Source organism: Xanthomonas massiliensis (assembly GCF_900018785.1).
Taxonomy (GTDB): Bacteria; Pseudomonadota; Gammaproteobacteria; order Xanthomonadales; family Xanthomonadaceae; genus Xanthomonas_B; species Xanthomonas_B massiliensis.
Genome location: NZ_FCOY01000006.1, coordinates 365032 through 380393, shown reverse-complemented (window position 1 = coordinate 380393; position 15362 = coordinate 365032). Strand labels below are relative to the sequence as shown.

11 protein-coding genes and 1 pseudogene are annotated in these 15362 nt (G+C 68.7%); 7 read left to right on the top strand and 5 right to left on the bottom strand.

The window, feature by feature from the left end:
- Positions 1 to 22 precede the first annotated feature (22 nt).
- From BN3794_RS04845 to BN3794_RS04835, 3 genes are read left to right on the top strand one after another with little or no spacing between them, the layout of a single operon-like run.
- Entirely contained in the window at positions 23 to 979 is a 957-nt protein-coding gene (locus BN3794_RS04845) for an IS30 family transposase (protein WP_066093824.1), read from the top strand.
- Positions 960 to 2471 carry a DNA methyltransferase gene (locus BN3794_RS04840; RefSeq protein WP_201455257.1) on the top strand — a complete coding sequence of 504 codons (1512 nt, stop codon included), beginning with the start codon at positions 960 to 962 and terminating at the stop codon, positions 2469 to 2471. Before BN3794_RS04845 ends, BN3794_RS04840 begins: the two co-directional genes overlap by 20 nt.
- Positions 2468 to 5413, top strand: a complete 2946-nt coding sequence (locus BN3794_RS04835; RefSeq protein WP_066094155.1) for a DEAD/DEAH box helicase family protein — start codon at positions 2468 to 2470, stop codon at positions 5411 to 5413. Before BN3794_RS04840 ends, BN3794_RS04835 begins: the two co-directional genes overlap by 4 nt.
- A 49-nt stretch (positions 5414 to 5462) precedes the next feature.
- Here BN3794_RS04835 and BN3794_RS04830 read toward each other — a convergent pair whose 3' ends face one another.
- Positions 5463 to 5855 (bottom strand): hypothetical protein, encoded by a 393-nt coding sequence (locus tag BN3794_RS04830; RefSeq protein WP_066094152.1) that lies wholly within the window; start codon positions 5853 to 5855, stop codon positions 5463 to 5465.
- Between the two features lie 131 nt (positions 5856 to 5986).
- Here BN3794_RS04830 and BN3794_RS04825 point away from each other — a divergent pair, with 131 nt between their 5' ends.
- From BN3794_RS04825 to BN3794_RS04810, 4 genes are read left to right on the top strand one after another with little or no spacing between them, the layout of a single operon-like run.
- Positions 5987 to 6469, top strand: a complete 483-nt coding sequence (locus BN3794_RS04825) for a hypothetical protein (protein ID WP_066094149.1) — start codon at positions 5987 to 5989, stop codon at positions 6467 to 6469.
- Positions 6470 to 6525: 56 nt separating this feature from the next.
- Complete coding sequence (locus tag BN3794_RS04820; protein WP_066097009.1) at positions 6526 to 6981, top strand: DUF192 domain-containing protein; 456 nt, start codon at positions 6526 to 6528, stop codon at positions 6979 to 6981.
- A 20-nt stretch (positions 6982 to 7001) separates the two neighbouring features.
- On the top strand, positions 7002 to 7883 hold the full coding sequence (locus tag BN3794_RS04815) for a SirB1 family protein (protein ID WP_066094145.1): 882 nt from the start codon (positions 7002 to 7004) through the stop codon (positions 7881 to 7883).
- A 14-nt stretch (positions 7884 to 7897) separates the two neighbouring features.
- On the top strand, positions 7898 to 8641 hold the full coding sequence (locus BN3794_RS04810; RefSeq protein ID WP_066094142.1) for an NYN domain-containing protein: 744 nt from the start codon (positions 7898 to 7900) through the stop codon (positions 8639 to 8641).
- 12 nt (positions 8642 to 8653) lie between these two features.
- Here the strand turns inward: BN3794_RS04810 and BN3794_RS04805 are convergent.
- From BN3794_RS04805 to BN3794_RS04790, 4 genes and pseudogenes are all read right to left on the bottom strand, one after another.
- Positions 8654 to 8898: pseudogene (locus tag BN3794_RS04805) on the bottom strand (rubredoxin).
- A gap of 15 nt (positions 8899 to 8913) precedes the next feature.
- Positions 8914 to 10680 (bottom strand): M14 family metallopeptidase, encoded by a 1767-nt coding sequence (locus BN3794_RS04800; RefSeq protein WP_066097007.1) that lies wholly within the window; start codon positions 10678 to 10680, stop codon positions 8914 to 8916.
- A gap of 29 nt (positions 10681 to 10709) precedes the next feature.
- The gene (locus BN3794_RS04795) at positions 10710 to 12029 is read right to left on the bottom strand and encodes a dipeptidase (protein WP_066094136.1); all 1320 of its coding nucleotides are present in this window, start codon (positions 12027 to 12029) and stop codon (positions 10710 to 10712) included.
- 105 nt (positions 12030 to 12134) lie between these two features.
- Positions 12135 to 15227, bottom strand: coding sequence for a TonB-dependent receptor (locus tag BN3794_RS04790; RefSeq protein ID WP_066094133.1), 3093 nt, complete (start codon positions 15225 to 15227; stop codon positions 12135 to 12137).
- Positions 15228 to 15362: the final 135 nt, after the last annotated feature.

Here is a 15362-nt window from a genome sequence, read left to right as displayed (position 1 = left end):
TCACCGCCAAGTGGAGTTGCCCATGGCCAATGGCCGCCTGAACCAGCACGAACGATATCGCATCCACGCCTTGCATGAAGCCGGCTGTTCCCTTCGCGGGATCGCGTTTGCTCTGGATCGTGCGCCCAGCACGATCAGCCGCGAGTTGCGGCGCAACAGCCCTGGTCGGTGTTACGACCCTGCCCAGGCACAGCGGATCAGTGACCATCGCCGTTCACAGGCCAGCCGTCGCAAACGCATCGGCCCGGAGCACATCGCGCGGATCGAAGCGTGCCTTCGCGAAGACTGGAGCCCGGAGCAGGTGGCAGGCGCCACCGGACTGGCGAGCCACGAGTGGATCTATCAGCACATCTACGCAGAACAGCGGCGCGGGGGCACCCTGTTCAAGACCTTGCGCCGCCGTCGGCGCCAGCGCCGCAGGCGTGGGATGCGCGATGGCCGGGGCCAGCTTCGGCACCGCCGCAGTTGGCGTGAACGCCCTGCAGTGGTCGAACAGCGCTCCCGCCTGGGCGACTGGGAGATCGACTCGATGCACGCCTCGAGCGGCAAGACGGTTGTGGTGACCATGACCGAACGACGCTCCCGGCTCCACCTGCTGGCCAAGTCGGTCGATCGCACGGCCGAGAACGTAATGCGCGCCATCGTCGGCAGGTTGGGCCGCGTACGCGATGGCGTGCATACGCTGACCGCCGACAACGGCAAGGAGTTCGCCGAACACCAGACCATCGCTGCCTCCCTGCAGGCAGATGTCTACTTCGCCGATCCGTACTCGGCCTGGCAGCGTGGCAGCAACGAGAACGCCAACGGACTGACCCGACAGTACCTTCCACGAGGCATGGACTTCGCGGCCATCACCGATGAACAATTGCGCTGGGTCGAGCAACGGCTCAACACGCGACCACGCAAGACACTAGGATTCAAGACGCCCCTCGACGTCTTCGTCAAGGAGTTCAGCAATTGTGTTGCGAATCAAAGTTGAATTCGCCGCCAAGGAAAACTTCGTCAACGAAATAATCTGGAAACGAACCTCGGCACACAGCGATGCGAAAGAGTTCTCATCCGTCCACGACACTCTTTATTTCTACACCAAGAACCAAGCAAACCGGTTCTTTGAGAAACAGTACGAACCGCACAATACGGATTACGTCGCTTCCAAGTATCGGCACACGTCAGCCGATGGTCGCCTCTATCGAAAAGACAACCTGACGGCCACCGGTCTCCAAGGGGGGGGTTACGACTACGAGTGGAACGGCGTTCGCCGGGTATGGCGCTGTCCGCCTACGACCATGCAGCGTCTTCAAGACGAAGGAAGGATCTCCTATACGAGGAACGGGGTTGCCGAATATATCCGCTATCTGGATGAAAGCCTCGGAAGCCCAGTCAGCGACCTGTGGAGCGATATCCCGCCGGTGAACAGTCAGGCCGATGAAAGAATCGACTACGCTACTCAGAAGCCGGAGAGGCTGCTAACACGGATCATTGAAGCATCCTGTACCAAGCGCGGGCTGGTCGCCGACTTCAACGGCGGCTCCGGCACCACCGCCGCCGTCGCCGAGAAGCTCGGCCGTCGCTGGATCACCACCGACCTGGGCAAGCCGGCGTGCATGATCACCCGCAAGCGGCTGATCGACCAGGGCGCCAAACCCTTCCTCTACCAGGCCATCGGCGACTACCAGGTGGAGGCCGCGCGCAGCCACCTGGGGCGCAGCTTCCGCATCGGCGACCTGTCGGCCATCGTGCTGTCGCTGTACGGCGCGCTGCCGCTGCCGGCCGAGGACAACCCGCTGCGCAACCTGGGCCAGTCCGGTTCGGGCACGCTAGTGCTGGTGGATTCGCCCAACAAACTCACCGGCACGGCCACGCTGCGCCGGGCCATCGCCCAGCGCGACAGCCTGCTCGGCGGCTGGGACAAGGTGGTGGTGCTGGGCTGGAACTTCGAGCCGTCCATCGGCCACGACATCGCCGCGCTGAACGACCCGCGCCTGGAGGTGCTGGTGATCCCGCCGGACCTGCTGGACCGCCTGAAGAAGAAGGGCAACAGCGTGGACAAGCTGCGCGGGCAGATCCGCTTCTCCAGCCTGCAGTACCTGACCCTGGGGCCGGTGCAGCGCCTGCCGGCCGGCGACGGCGAGCGCCTGCGGGTGCCGCTGCGCAACTACGTGCTGCTATCGCCGGATGCGATCAGCCTGGACGAGCCCAACCGGCTGAAACTGCAGCAGGCGATGAACGCCGATCCGCTGGCGCTGATCGAGTACTGGGCGGTGGACCCGGACTACGACGGCCAGGTGTTCCGCTCGGTGTGGCAGGACTACCGCGGCAACACCGACAACGACGGCGACCCGCTGCGCGTGGTGGCGCTGGCCGAGTTGGACCTGCCGCGCAAGCCCGGCCCGCGCACGGTCTGCGTGCGCGCGGTGGACGTGTTCGGCTTCGAGGCCGAGGCGGTGCAAATCATCGGGGAACCGGCATGAGCGCGGCCCCGCTGCTGCCGCTGGCCACCGCCCTCACCCGCTACGCCAACCTGCTCGCCGAGGGGCTGGAGGACGGCAGCGCCGCCCTGTACGAAGCGGTCACGCCGACCACGGCCGAGCTGCTGCGCTGGTGGTTCGGCGAGGAGGCCTGCCAGGCGCGCGCAATCAACTTCCACGCCGGCCAGCGCCAGGCGATCCTCAATGTCATCGTCGCCCACGAGGTGCTGGGCGTGACCTCGCTGGCCGACCTGTACCGCCAGGTGTGCGCCGACGCGCTGCTGGAAGGCACGCTGCTGGCCGACATTTCCCAGCCCAAGCACGCCCATCCCAAGTACTGCCTGAAGATGGCCACCGGCACCGGCAAGACCTGGGTACTGCAGGCGCTACTGGTATGGCAGCTGCTCAACAAGACCGCCGCGCTGGATGCCGGCGTGGACGATCCGCGCTTCACCCGGCGCTTCCTGATCGTGGCGCCGGGCCTGATCGTCTACGACCGCCTGCTCGATGCCTTCCTCGGCAAGGAGCGCGAGAGCGGGCGTGCCGGCGACCGCGATTTCGCCAGCGCCGACCTGTCGGTGTTCGCCGAGCTGTTCCTGCCGCCAGCGCGGCGCGAGCGCGTGTACCAATTCGTGCGCGGCAATGTCTGCACCAAGGCCGAGATCGGCCTGAAAGCGACCGGCAACGGCATGATCGCGGTGACCAACTGGCACCTGCTCAGCGATGCCGGCGAGGAGATCGAGGAGCTGGAAGAGATCGAGGCGCCCGGCGTGGCGCCCGATCCGCAGGCCGTGGTGGCCGGCGTACTGCCGCTCACGCCCGGGCGCGCCACCGGCAACAGCCTGGACGTGCTGGACCGGCGCTGGCAGCGCGGCAACGTGCTGGCGTTCCTGGCCGAGCTGCCGGACCTGATGGTGTTCAACGACGAGGCGCACCACATCCACGAGGTCAAGGGCGGCGGCGACAGCACCGAGGTGGAATGGCAGAAGAGCCTGTCGCGCATCGCGCAGGACAAGGGCCGGCGCTTCGTGCAGGTGGACTTCTCGGCCACGCCGTACAACGACGTCGGCGGCGGCAGGAACAAGCGCAAGGCGTACTTCCCGCACATCGTGGTCGACTTCGGCCTCACCGACGCGATGCGCCAGGGGCTGGTGAAGTCGCTGGTGCTGGACCGGCGCAAGGAGATCGGCGCGCTGCCGCTGGAGTTCAAGGCCGAGCGCGACGAGGCCGGCAACCCGATGCTGTCCGAAGGCCAGCGCATCATGCTGCGCGCCGGCCTGCAGAAACTGCGCCGGCTGGAAGCCGACTTCACCCGGCTGGACCCGCAGCGCCATCCGAAGATGCTGGTGGTGTGCGAGGACACCACAGTGACGCCGCTGGTGGCGCAGTTCCTACAGGACGAGGGCCTGGGCGAGGACGACGTGCTCAGCGTGGATTCCGGCAAGAAGGCCGAGCTGGGCGAGAAGGACTGGATCCCGCTGCGGCAGAAGCTGTTCAGCGTGGACAGGCACGCCCGGCCGCGCGTCATCGTCAGCGTGCTGATGCTGCGCGAAGGCTTCGACGTCTCGAACATCTGCGTGATCGTGCCGCTGCGCTCGTCGCAGGCGCAGATCCTGCTGGAACAGACCATCGGCCGCGGCCTGCGATTGATGTGGCGCGACCCGGAATACACCGACATCAAGCGCGAGAACCGCGAGCGCCTCAACCGCGGGCAATCGCCGGAAAGCCTGATCGACGTGCTCTCGATCGTCGAGCACCCGGCCTTCCAGGGCTTCTACGACGAGTTGATGCGCGAAGGCCTGGCCGGCACCACCGGCGACGAGGACGAGGACCAGAGTCCCACCGGCGACCAGGTGCAGGTGGGCCTGCGCGAGGACTGGAAAACCTACGATTTCGCCCTGCCCTTCATCCTGCGCGAGGCCGACGAGACGGTGGAACGCCTGCCCATCGACGTGCACGCGCTGGCACCGTTCACCGCGATGGACCGACGGGCGCTGGCCGGCCTGCTCGGCAAGGGCGACACCTTCACCTCGCAGGACCTGCAGAGCAGCACGCTGTTCGGCGACTACTGCGTCGATGGCGCAACGATGAACGTGAGTGGCTACAACGAGCTGCTCTCGCGCCTGACCTTCCGCATCAGCCGCCTGCTCAGCGAGCCGGTCAAGGCCGGCGGGCGGCGGGTCGCCGAGCACCTGGCCAAGCCCTACCTGCAGGTGGATACGGTGATCCTGGCCGCGGCGCTGGACGAGTACATCCGCGAGCGGCTGTTCGGCGCCGGCTTCGAGCCGTTCGAGGACGAGCAGTGGCGGCTGCTGCTGTTGCAGCCGGTGGTGGACCACCTGGTGCGGGTGTTCGGGCTGGCGCTGGTCAGGAGCGAGGACCGCACCGTGAGCGGCAGCATCGAGGTCGTGCACCGCCGCCTGTCCGAGGTGCGCCAGCTGCCGATGCGCGAGGGCCATTCGATGGCGGTGTCCAAGTGCATCTACCTGCGCCAGGGCTGGCCGGCGCGCAACGGCGGGCTGGAACGGGCGTTCATCGAATGGGCCGAGGCCGACGCCGGCATCGAGGCGTGGTGCAAGGTCAGCGAGTACCGCCACGACTTCGTGCGCCTGCGCTACGTGCGCGACGACGGCATGCCCGGTTTCTATTTCCCGGACTTCCTGGTGCGCACCGCCGATGCCATCTACCTGGCCGAGACCAAGGGCCAGCAGCAGACCACGCATCCCAACGTGCAGCGCAAGCTCAAGGCCGCCACCACCTGGTGCGCGCGCATCAACGAACTGGCGCCCTACGACCGCGGCGGACGCCAGTGGCACTACGCGCTGGTGGGCGAGTCGCTGTTCGACGATTGGCGGCGCAACGGCGCGCGGCTGGGTGAGTTGCTGGAGTTCTCGAAGATCCGCCCGGCGATCACGACGCAGGCGCAGGGGGAGCTTGGCCTGTAAAGCCCCCCACAGCACTTCCGAAGGGCGCGACGGACTCCGGCAGCGGCGGCTATCCGGCCGGAGTCTTTTGCAGCGCGTCGATCAGCTCGCCCACCAGCGCGCGCCGCTTGGGCGGCAAGGCCAGGAACGCCTGGATCACGGCGCGCTCGCGCGGGCCGATGTCCGGCCATTGCAGGCGGGCATCGGCCACGCGGGTGCGCGCCGGGGAACCGAAACGCAGCACCTGCGGTTCCACCCCGTAGAGCTGGGCCAGCACCTGCAGCTTGTCCTGCTCCGGGATCGCCTTGCCGCCCAGCCAGCGCGAGGCGGACTGGAAGGTGATGGAGCGGCCGCGGTAGCGCGAGTTGAAATGGGCCAGCAATACCGAAGGGCGCGGCTCGTAACCGGCCGCGCGCATGGCCTCGGCCAGCCGCCGCGAGAATTCCTGGCGCTCGTCGCTCATGGCCCGCAACGTTACGGAGCCCACGAGCGCCGGATTCACCTTACACTTTCAACCATATTAACTTATCGAGTAAACGACTCCACTGCCGTCCCCCAGGCGTCGCGAAGGAAGCGCACATGCCTTGTTGCCCCATGCCCCATGCTCCGGCCGGAACGCCCCGCGATCCCCAGGCGTCCTACCGGGACCTCGACTACACCGGCCACTATCGCGGGCTGCTGGCGCTGCATGCCCGGCCGCAGGAGGCCGTCGCCGAGCTGTACCTGTTCCGGTTCTGGTTGGCCCACCGCGCGCTGGCCCACGCCGGTGCCGGGACGACGCAGCCGCTGCTGCCGCGCCCATGCGTGCCGCAGGCGGATGCCGGCTGGATCGAGCATGCCCTGGGCGGGGCCTGGATCGTCGACCTGGTGGAAAGCCGCTGCGACCTGTACGACCGCTTCTTCCTGCTCGGCCGGCGGCCGGAGGACCCGCTCGGGCTCGATGCCGCCACCCTGGCGATCGCCTGCCAGCTGTTCGCCCTTCCCGACCCGGCGATGCTCGCCTGGCTGCGCCGGGAAACCCGTTGCCAGTTCCAGTCGCTGCTGCAGGCGGCGCGCATCGCCGCCCCGCCCTCTTGACGCCACCGCCGCGTTCCCCGATGGTGCCCGCCCATATGCCGTTGCCGCCGATCGCCATGACACACCTGACGCGCCTGCTCCTCGCCTGCTCCCTTGTCGTCCTGTTCGGCGGCTGCGCCAGCGCCGGCGGGCACTGGGTGGAACTGGACGGGCACCGCTACACGGTCGAGCTCGCCCAGGACGACGCCACCCGCGCGCAGGGCCTGATGTTCCGCGACAGCATGCCCGCCGACCACGGCATGCTCTTCGTGCACGATTACCAGGAACCGCAGGCGTACTGGATGAAGAACACCAAGATCCCGCTGGACATCCTGTACTTCGATAACGGCCGCAAGCTGGTGGCCCAGCAGCGCAACGTGCCGCCGTGCTCGGCCGGCGACGCCTGCCCGATCTACCCGAGCAACGCGCCGGCACGCTATGTCCTGGAGCTCAATGCCGGCCAGGCCGACGGCATCGGCCTGAAGGACGGCACCGAACTGCGGTTCGGCCCGGCGATCCCGAAGCTGCCCTGACGGCCGCCCGGCGCCGGCGCTTGAAGCCGGCGCGGTTTGCCCCCAGTCTGGCGGGCATGGAATCACCGGTTCTGCTGCCCGACTGGGACGCCCTGAGCACGCTGGACGATGCGGCGGTGCCGCTGCTGGGCAGCGCCCTGCTGATCGCCCGCGACGAATATCCTGACCTGGACGCGGCCCGCTACGAGCAGCTCCTGCAGGCCCATGCCGACCACCTGCGCAACGAGGTCGAGTCCATCCCGCAGCCGCCGCTGAAGATGGCCGCGATCAACCGCCACCTGTTCGACGAGCTGGGCTACGCCGGCGACCACGACGAGTACTACGACCCGCGCAACAGCTACCTCAACGAGGTGTTCGAGCGCCGCCGCGGCAACCCGATCTCGTTGGCGCTGGTGCAGATGGAGGTGGCGCGCCGGCTGGGCGTGTCGCTGGACGGGGTGTCCTTTCCCGGCCATTTCCTCGTGCGCCTGCCGGTGGACGACGGATTGCTGGTGATGGATCCGTTCAACGGCGGCCGCCCGCTGGGCGTGGACGAACTGCGCGAGCGCGCGCGCCCGCACCTGGGCGGGCAGGTGCCCGACGACGGCATGCTGCTGAAGATCCTCGATCCCGCCCCGCACCGGGCGATCCTGGTGCGCATCCTGCGCAACCTGCACCGCAGCTACGCCGAGTGCGAGCAGTGGGAACGCGCCGCGCGCAGCGCCGACCGCATCCTGCGCCTGGCCCCGGACCAGGCCGACGCCCTGCGCGACCGCGCCCTGGCCTACCTGGCGCTGGGGCACGAGGCCGGCGCCGCCGACGACCTGGCGCGCTACCTGCAACGGGCGCCGCAGGCCGACGATGCGGAGGCGCTGCGCGAGCGGCTGATCGAACTCAACGGCCGGCGCCCCCACCTGCACTGAGCGGAGAGATCCCGATGGCCAACGATTCCACCGACAAGCTGGCCGTCCTGGTCGATGCCGACAACGCCCAGCCCAGCATCGCGGCCGAACTGCTGGCCGAGATCGCCAAGTACGGCACCGCCACGATCAAGCGCGCCTACGGCGACTGGACCACGCCCAACCTCGGCGGCTGGAAGGAAACGCTGCACGACCTGGCGATCCAGCCGGTCCAGCAATTCCGCTACACGGTCGGCAAGAACGCCACCGACTCGGCGCTGATCATCGATGCGATGGACCTGCTGCACGGCGGCCAGGTCGACGGTTTCTGCCTGGTGTCCTCCGACAGCGACTTCACCCGCCTGGCCACGCGCATCCGCGAATCGGGGCGGTCGGTGTACGGCTTCGGCGAGCGCAAGACGCCCAAGCCCTTCGTCGCCGCCTGCGACCGCTTCATCTACACCGAGATCCTGCGCGAACGCCCGGAAGGGGCGAGCGGCACCGGGCCGGCCGTGGCCACCGCCGAGCCGGCCGGGACGCGTCCGCTGCGCTCGCTGCTGGCCACCGCGGTGGATGCCACCGCGCGCGACGACGGCTGGGCGCCGCTGTCGGCGGTGGGCGCGCTGCTCACCAAGGCCGACTCGGCCTTCGACCCGCGCAACTACGGCTTCAGGAAGCTCGGCGACCTGGTGCGCGCGCAGCCGTACCTGGAGGTCAAGTCGGTGCCCTACGGCGACGGCTCGCCCAACGCGAACCTCTTCATCCGCCAGCGGCAGAAGTGAGCCGACGCCGGCTCACTTGACCTGCACCATCTCGAAATCGTCCTTGGTGGCGCCGCAGTCCGGGCAGGTCCAGTCCTCGGGCACGTCTTCCCAGCGCGTCCCCGGCGCGATGCCTTCGTGCGGCAGGCCCTCGGCTTCGTTGTAGAGGAAACCGCAGACCACGCACATCCAGGTGCGCCAGGGCGTTTCAGGGGTATCGGTCATGGCCGTTCATGCTGGAAGGAATGCGCATTGTCCCATCCTGGGCCGGCAGGCAGGAAGCCGCTGCCGGATCAGGTGCCGGGCGCCTGCTCCAGCCGGTACACCGGATACAGGTCCAGCTCGCGTTCCCACGAGGGATGGCGCCTGATGAAGAACGCCAGGCGCGCGCGCGGGTCGGCGGCGAAGGCCGGGTCCTTCAGCTTCGCGGCGAACTCGGCGGCCAGCGCCGGATCGCGCAGCTGCTCGCGCGCCACGTCCTCGGCGACGTAGGACTCCATGTACTCCTTGGCCTCGAACATCGCGTTGAACTGGCCCCAGGCGAGCAGCGAGTCCGGCGCGGCCGGCTCCAGCAGCGCCACCACAAGCCGCGCCAGCGGCTGGTCGCCGGGCACGAACAGCGCGCCGGCCACCAGGTCGGCCCGTTCCGGCCGCCATCCGCCCTCGGCCTGCAGGCGCTGGCGCCCTTCGAACGGCGCGGCGGCGAACACGGCCTTGCTCATCCGCCACGCCAGCACGGGCTGCCCTGCCAGGGCGTGGTCGATGCGCCGGTAGGCGATGCCGTGCAGGTCCAGCAACGGCTGCACGCGGTCCGCCTGCGCGGCGGGAACCAGGTAGCCGGCCGCGGGCACGGTCGCGGTCACCGCCGGCACCAGCGTCTCGTACAGCGGCACCTTCCACACCTGCGGCACATGCTCGTCGTAGCGGATGTACTCGGTGCCGGACACCTCCGACGTCGCGTGGACGTAGGCATAGCCCGGGAAATCGATGGTCCGCGCCCGGTCGGTGGTCTTCCAGTCCAGCGCCAGCGGCTGGCCCGCCAGCCGGGCCGAACGCGCGTCGGCGGCGTGCGCGACGCTCCGCCATGTGGCGCCGTGGTGGGCGGCGTCGGCCATCAGGTCGACGATGAAGTCGCGGGTGATGCGCACCCGCGTGGGATAGTCCTTCCACGAGTGGGTCTCCACCAGCACCGCGAAGCGGTTGCGCAACTGGAAGTAGCCGGTGGAGAAGCGCGGTTCGTAGACGTTGGCGGCGAAGCCCGAGGACGGGTCGTCGCGACGGCGGAAGGTCGGGTACCACGGCAACGGCTGCGCGCCCTGGGCGCGCAGCGCGCCGAGCAGGCGCGTGCTCAGCGCCCGGCCCTGCGCGGCCAGCCCGGCATCGCCTGCATGCAGCGGCTCGATCTGCACCGCCACGTCCGGCCGGAACTGGGCGCCGTCGGTAGTGTGCAGGTCGGCCACCAGGATCGGGTCCCACCGGCGCAGCAGGCCCTGCATCGCCCGCATCTCCGGCGCGTCGAGCTTCATGTAGTCGCGGTTGAGGTTGTAGTTCTGCGCGGTCGAGCGCCGCCCCATCTCCTGCGGGCCGCGCTGGTTGGGCCGGTTCCAGGCGCCGAAGCGCTCGTGGCCGTCCGCGTTGAACACCGGCACGAACAGCAGCACGGCCTTGTCCAGCGCGCCCTTGGCCGCCGTTCCGTCGAGCATCTGGCGCAGGGCGAGGAAGCCGGCATCCTTGCCCTCGATCTCGCCGGCATGGATGCCGCCCTGCACCAGGACCACCGGCAGGCCGCGCGCCTGCGCCGCGGCCGGGTCCAGCGCGCCGCTGCGCGAGGCCACCAGCAGCCACAGCGGCCGCCCCTCCGGCGAGGTACCGAAGGACTGGCAGCGCACCGCCTCCGGATGCGCCGCGGCGAAGGCCTGGCACAGCGTCCCGACCTCGGCGTAGCGGCCGGTCTGGACGTAGCCGCTGCGCTCGCCCTCGGTCACCAGCGCATCCTGCGGCGCCGCCCAGGCCGATGACACCAGTACCGCCGCCGCCAGGGCGACGACGCGGGCACGCAGCCCCCCATGCAGCGGCGTGCCGACCCGCGTCACTCCAGCGCCGCCTTCACGGCTTCGGGATCGGCGGCGTTCTGCACTGTCTCCAGCAGGCGCACGACGTTGCCGCCGAGGATGCCGTCGATCTGCTTCTCGTCGTAGCCGGCATCGAGCAGGCGCTGGGTGACCTTGGGCAACGCCGCGATGTCGTCGTAGCCGTCCACGCCGCCGCCGCCGTCCCAGTCCGCGCCCAGGCCGACGTGTTCGGGACCGGCCACCTCGATGATGTGCAGGACGTGCTTCATGTAGTCGTCGAACGTGGCGCGCTTGATCCCGTACTTGGCGTCGAGGGCCTTGCGCCTGGCCATCAGCGACTTGCGCTGCTCGGGCGTCATCGACTTGCGCTCGCCCATGGACTGGAACAGCGCCTTCATCTCCTCCTTGTAGGCGTCGCTGGCGTTGACCGGGACCAGGTAGCCGCTGAGCGAATTGACCTGGATCACCCCGCCGTGCTCGGCCAGCGTGCGGATGCGCGCATCGTCGAGGTTGCGCGGGTGCGCGTTGACGTCGAAGGCGGCGGTGTGGGACAGGATGATCGGCGCCTTGGACAGCGCGATCATCTGGTCGAACACGTCGTTGGACGCGTGCGACTGGTCCAGGAGGATGCCCAGCTTGTTGGCCTGCTCGACCAGCTTGCGCCCGGCCGGGCTGATGCCGTGCCATTCCGGGCCCTTGGGATCGGTGGAGGAATCGGCGAAATCGTTGTTGGTGGTGTGCACCAGGCTGAGCATGCGCAGGCCCTGCTGGTAGTAGAAGCTCAACAGGCTCGGATCGTACTCGAGCGGGTAGGCGTTCTCCATGCTGATGTAGACCGAGCGCTTGCCGGCGGCCTTGATCCGCGCCGCGTCCTCCGGCCGGGTGGCGAGCTCGAACGTGTCGGCATGGCCGGCCACCATCTCGCGGATCTCCGACAGGCGCCGCAGGCCGAAGTCGCGCGCATGCAGGTTGCCGGCCGCGTCGCGCGGGCCCTGGCCGGTGTAGACGGCCCAGAAGCCGCCGTCCAGGCCGCCCTCGACCATGCGCGGGTAATCCACCTGGCTGCCGTCGTCGGCGTAGCTGTGGCGGTCGGCGATGTCCCAGCCCGGCCGGGAGAACAGCGCCGGCGTGTCCAGGTGCGTGTCCAGGTTGAGCGCGCGGCGATGGATCGCCATCGCCTTCTCCGATACGCCGTCCGGCGCGACAGCCGCGGTGGCCGCGGCGGCGGGTGGGGGCTGGCCGGTCGCGGCGTCGGCGTCGGTGACGTGCGGTGCCTGCGAACAGGCGGCCAGGGCACAGGCCGAAGCCAGCGCCAGGGCCAGGATGCGGGGGTTCATGCGGCAAATCTCCTCGTGGAACGGACGGGCCGGGACGACCGGCGGCATGCGCCCGGCAGGTGCGCGCCCGGGCGCGCACCCGCCGTATCAGTCCCGCTCCCCCGGTCAGAAATCGTAGCTGACGGTCAGGCGGGCGTAGCGCGGGGTCTGGGTGAAGATGGCCGCGCCGTACAGCGGGTTCGGCGTGCCCGGCGCCGATTCGGAGCGGGCATACAGGTACGTGGGCCGCTGCTGGTTGAACACGTTGAACACGTTGAGGTTGAAGGCCAGCTTGCCCTCGCCGAAGGACGGCTTGTAGGTCAGCCCCAGATCCAGCGGGAAGGTCCACGGCAGGCGCCCCTGCTTGCCCGGAGGCGAAGGCTTGCCGTCGCAGAAATGGTAGGAGCCACCGTAGCCGGCCGGATCGGTGTCCGGCGAGCCGTCCGCCAGCGGCGGGTAGTTGTCGCCGTAGTAGTAGCTCAGGCAGGTCTTGGGCGCGCCGGACACGACGTTCACGTTGCCCGAGACACCCCACTCCGGGCTGATCTGGTAGTAGCCGAAGGCCTTGAACTGGTGGGTGTGGTCGTTGGACTGCGGGCCGTTGAAGTTCTCCATCAGTGCCGGGTGGTCCCAGCTCTGGGTGGTGGACACGCTCAGCTGGCCCTGGTCCACGCCCACGGTCTCGCCGTTGTTGCGGTACAGGTCCGAGCGCAGCTGGCCCTCGGTGGTGCCGTAGCTGCGCGAGAACACGTAGCTGAGCTTGGTGTACCAGGTACCGTCGAACGGCCGTTCCAGGGTGAACTCGGCGGCGTAGTAGTTGCGCTTGAGCTCGGGGAAGCCCATCTGCTCGCGGGTCAGCGTGACCTGGTGGTACTGCCCGTCGGTGCCGAGCAGGTTGAACGTGTTGGTCTTGCCGGGGTTGATCAGGATGCCGGTGACGTTCTGGTCGCTGATCTCGAAGCCGGCGGCCTCCGCCGCCTGCACCAGCGCGGTGTTGTCGAAGTTGTAGTCGTCGATGGCCGCCTTGAGCGTGCGGTAGGTCAGGCGCGTGCCGAACACCCACTGGCCGTTCTCGCCGAAGACCTTGTTGAAGCCGGCGATGAACTCGTCCTGGTGCTCGGCCTCCAGGTTCTTCACCGCGGCGGTCCGGTAGTCCTTCTGCCCGCCGAAGTTGGCGTTGGCCGATACCGGCGGCGCCATCTGGGTCAGCCCGGTCGGATAGCCGTTGGCGTCGATGCCGCTGTAGGTGTAGTAGGTGGAGGTGGACAGCGAGGTGTTGGTCAACCCGCCCGGCCCCAGCGGCAGGCCCAGGTAGTAGCGGCCGACGTCGCCGTAGACCTTGAAGGACGAGTCGCCGAACACGTCCCAGCTCACGCCCAGGCGCGGCGCCCACTGCGGCGAGGTCAGCTTGATGTAGGCATCGCCATCGGGGTTGTAGTTGGTGAACTGGTCGTTGCGCAGGCCCAGCGACAGCAGCACCTTGTCGTTGACCTGCCACTTGTCCTCGATGTACTGGGCGCGCTGCTTGGCCTGCAGCGAATACAGGCTGTAGCTCACGTTCTGGATGACGTAGTAGCCGCCCTGGCCGTTGGCGAAGTTGCCCGGCCCGGGCACGCCGCGCGTGCCGTCGGCACGGGGTGCGCCGCTGAGCTGCTCGTAGGGGCTGGCGGTCCAGCCGTAGGTCCACGAATACCCCGGGCCCGAGCTGGCGCTGCCCAGGTCGATCGCGCGGGTGTTCATGTCGTCGATGCCCACGTCGATGCTGTGGTCGCCCAGGCGCCAGTTGAGGTTGATGCGCCAGTTGTTCTTGACGTAGCGGCGGTCGTCGGACGACAGCGCGGTCACCGTCTGGCCGTTGCCGATGGCCTGCCCGCCGGTGATCGCCGGGTTCTGGTACTCGGTGCCGGTCACGTACGCCAGCGACGAGTCGTAGTTCAGCGGCTGGTTGTAGTTGGGCGATTCCATGCGCCCGTACATGCCGGTCAGGGTGATGTTGTCGCCGAAGTAGCCGGTGTACTTGCCCGAGAACAGCTTGCTGCCGGTCTCGGTGTCGTTGGCCGGCGCCAGGTAGGTGCCGCGCTCGCGATCGGCGTAGTCGTAGCGATAGATCGCGCCGGAGGTCTTGTACTTGTCCTGCGCGCCGGTCAGCTCCAGGAAGTGGTTGTCGGTGATGTTCCAGTCCAGCTTGGCGTACCAGCGCGGCTCCTTGTTGGTGTAGTCCACGTAGGGCGCGGCGGTGTCGGTGACCGCGTTGAGGCGGTCGCCGGTGGTGCGCGCCAGCTCGGCGGCGACGAAGAAGAACAGCTTGTCCTTGACGATGGGGCCGCCCGCATAGGCGCTGTAGACCAGCTTGTCGGCCTTGTTCTCGCTGTTGGGGCGGTACAGCGCGCCGGCCGGCGCATTGGCCGGATAGCCGTTCTTGTAGTACAGGTCGCGCGCGTTCGCACGCAGCGAATCCGGCTCCCAGATGAAGGAACCGCCGAACTTCCAGTCGTTGGTGCCGCGCTTGCCCACCTGGTTGATCACGCCGCCGTTGGAACGGCCGTACTGGGCGCTGTAGCCGCCGGTGTAGATCTCCTGCTGGTCGATGGCGCCATAGGGCAGGGTCAGGCCGCCGAGCCCGCGATACGGGTCGGTGGTGTTGAAGCCGTTGAGGTAGTAAGCGTTCTCGCTGGCGGCCGAGCCGCCGAAGCTGACCAGCGAGCTGCCGCTGTCGCTGATGTAGCCGCCGCTGTTGTTGACCACGCCCGGCGCCAGCAGCGCGATGGCCTCGGCCGAACGGGCGATCGGCAGCTGCTGCAGCTGTTCGGCGGTGATGACGGTGCGGCTGTCGACGCTGGCCACGTCGATCTTGGGCACGCTGGCGGCCGAGACCTGCACCGCGTCCAGCGTCCTGGCGCCGCCGGCCGCACCGAAGCCGATCTCGGTGCCCGCGCCGACCACGATGGAGACGTTCTCGCGCGTTTCCACCACCTGGCCGTCGCGCTTGAGGGTGACCTTGTAGGTGCCCAGCGGCAGGTTGCCGAGGGTGTAGCGGCCGCGGTCGTCGACCCTGGCCTCGCGGCTGAAACCGCTGGTGTTCTCCACCAGCACGGTTTCGCCGGCCTGGGCGCCGGCCACCGTGCCGAAGATGCTGCCGGTGGTGGACTGGGCATGGGCGCCGCTTGCGGCCAGGGCGAGCGCCAGGGCCAGGGCATTGCTGCGCAGGATGCGTCTCATCAGGTATCTCCCCGAAATCGGAACAGGAAAAAAGAAAACAGGAACGAACGGGAACGTGGCAGTCGGCTCCCCCAGCCGCCGGTGGAAACATCCACCGCTGCCGCCCGCGCCGGGAAATGGCCATGGGCCATCACC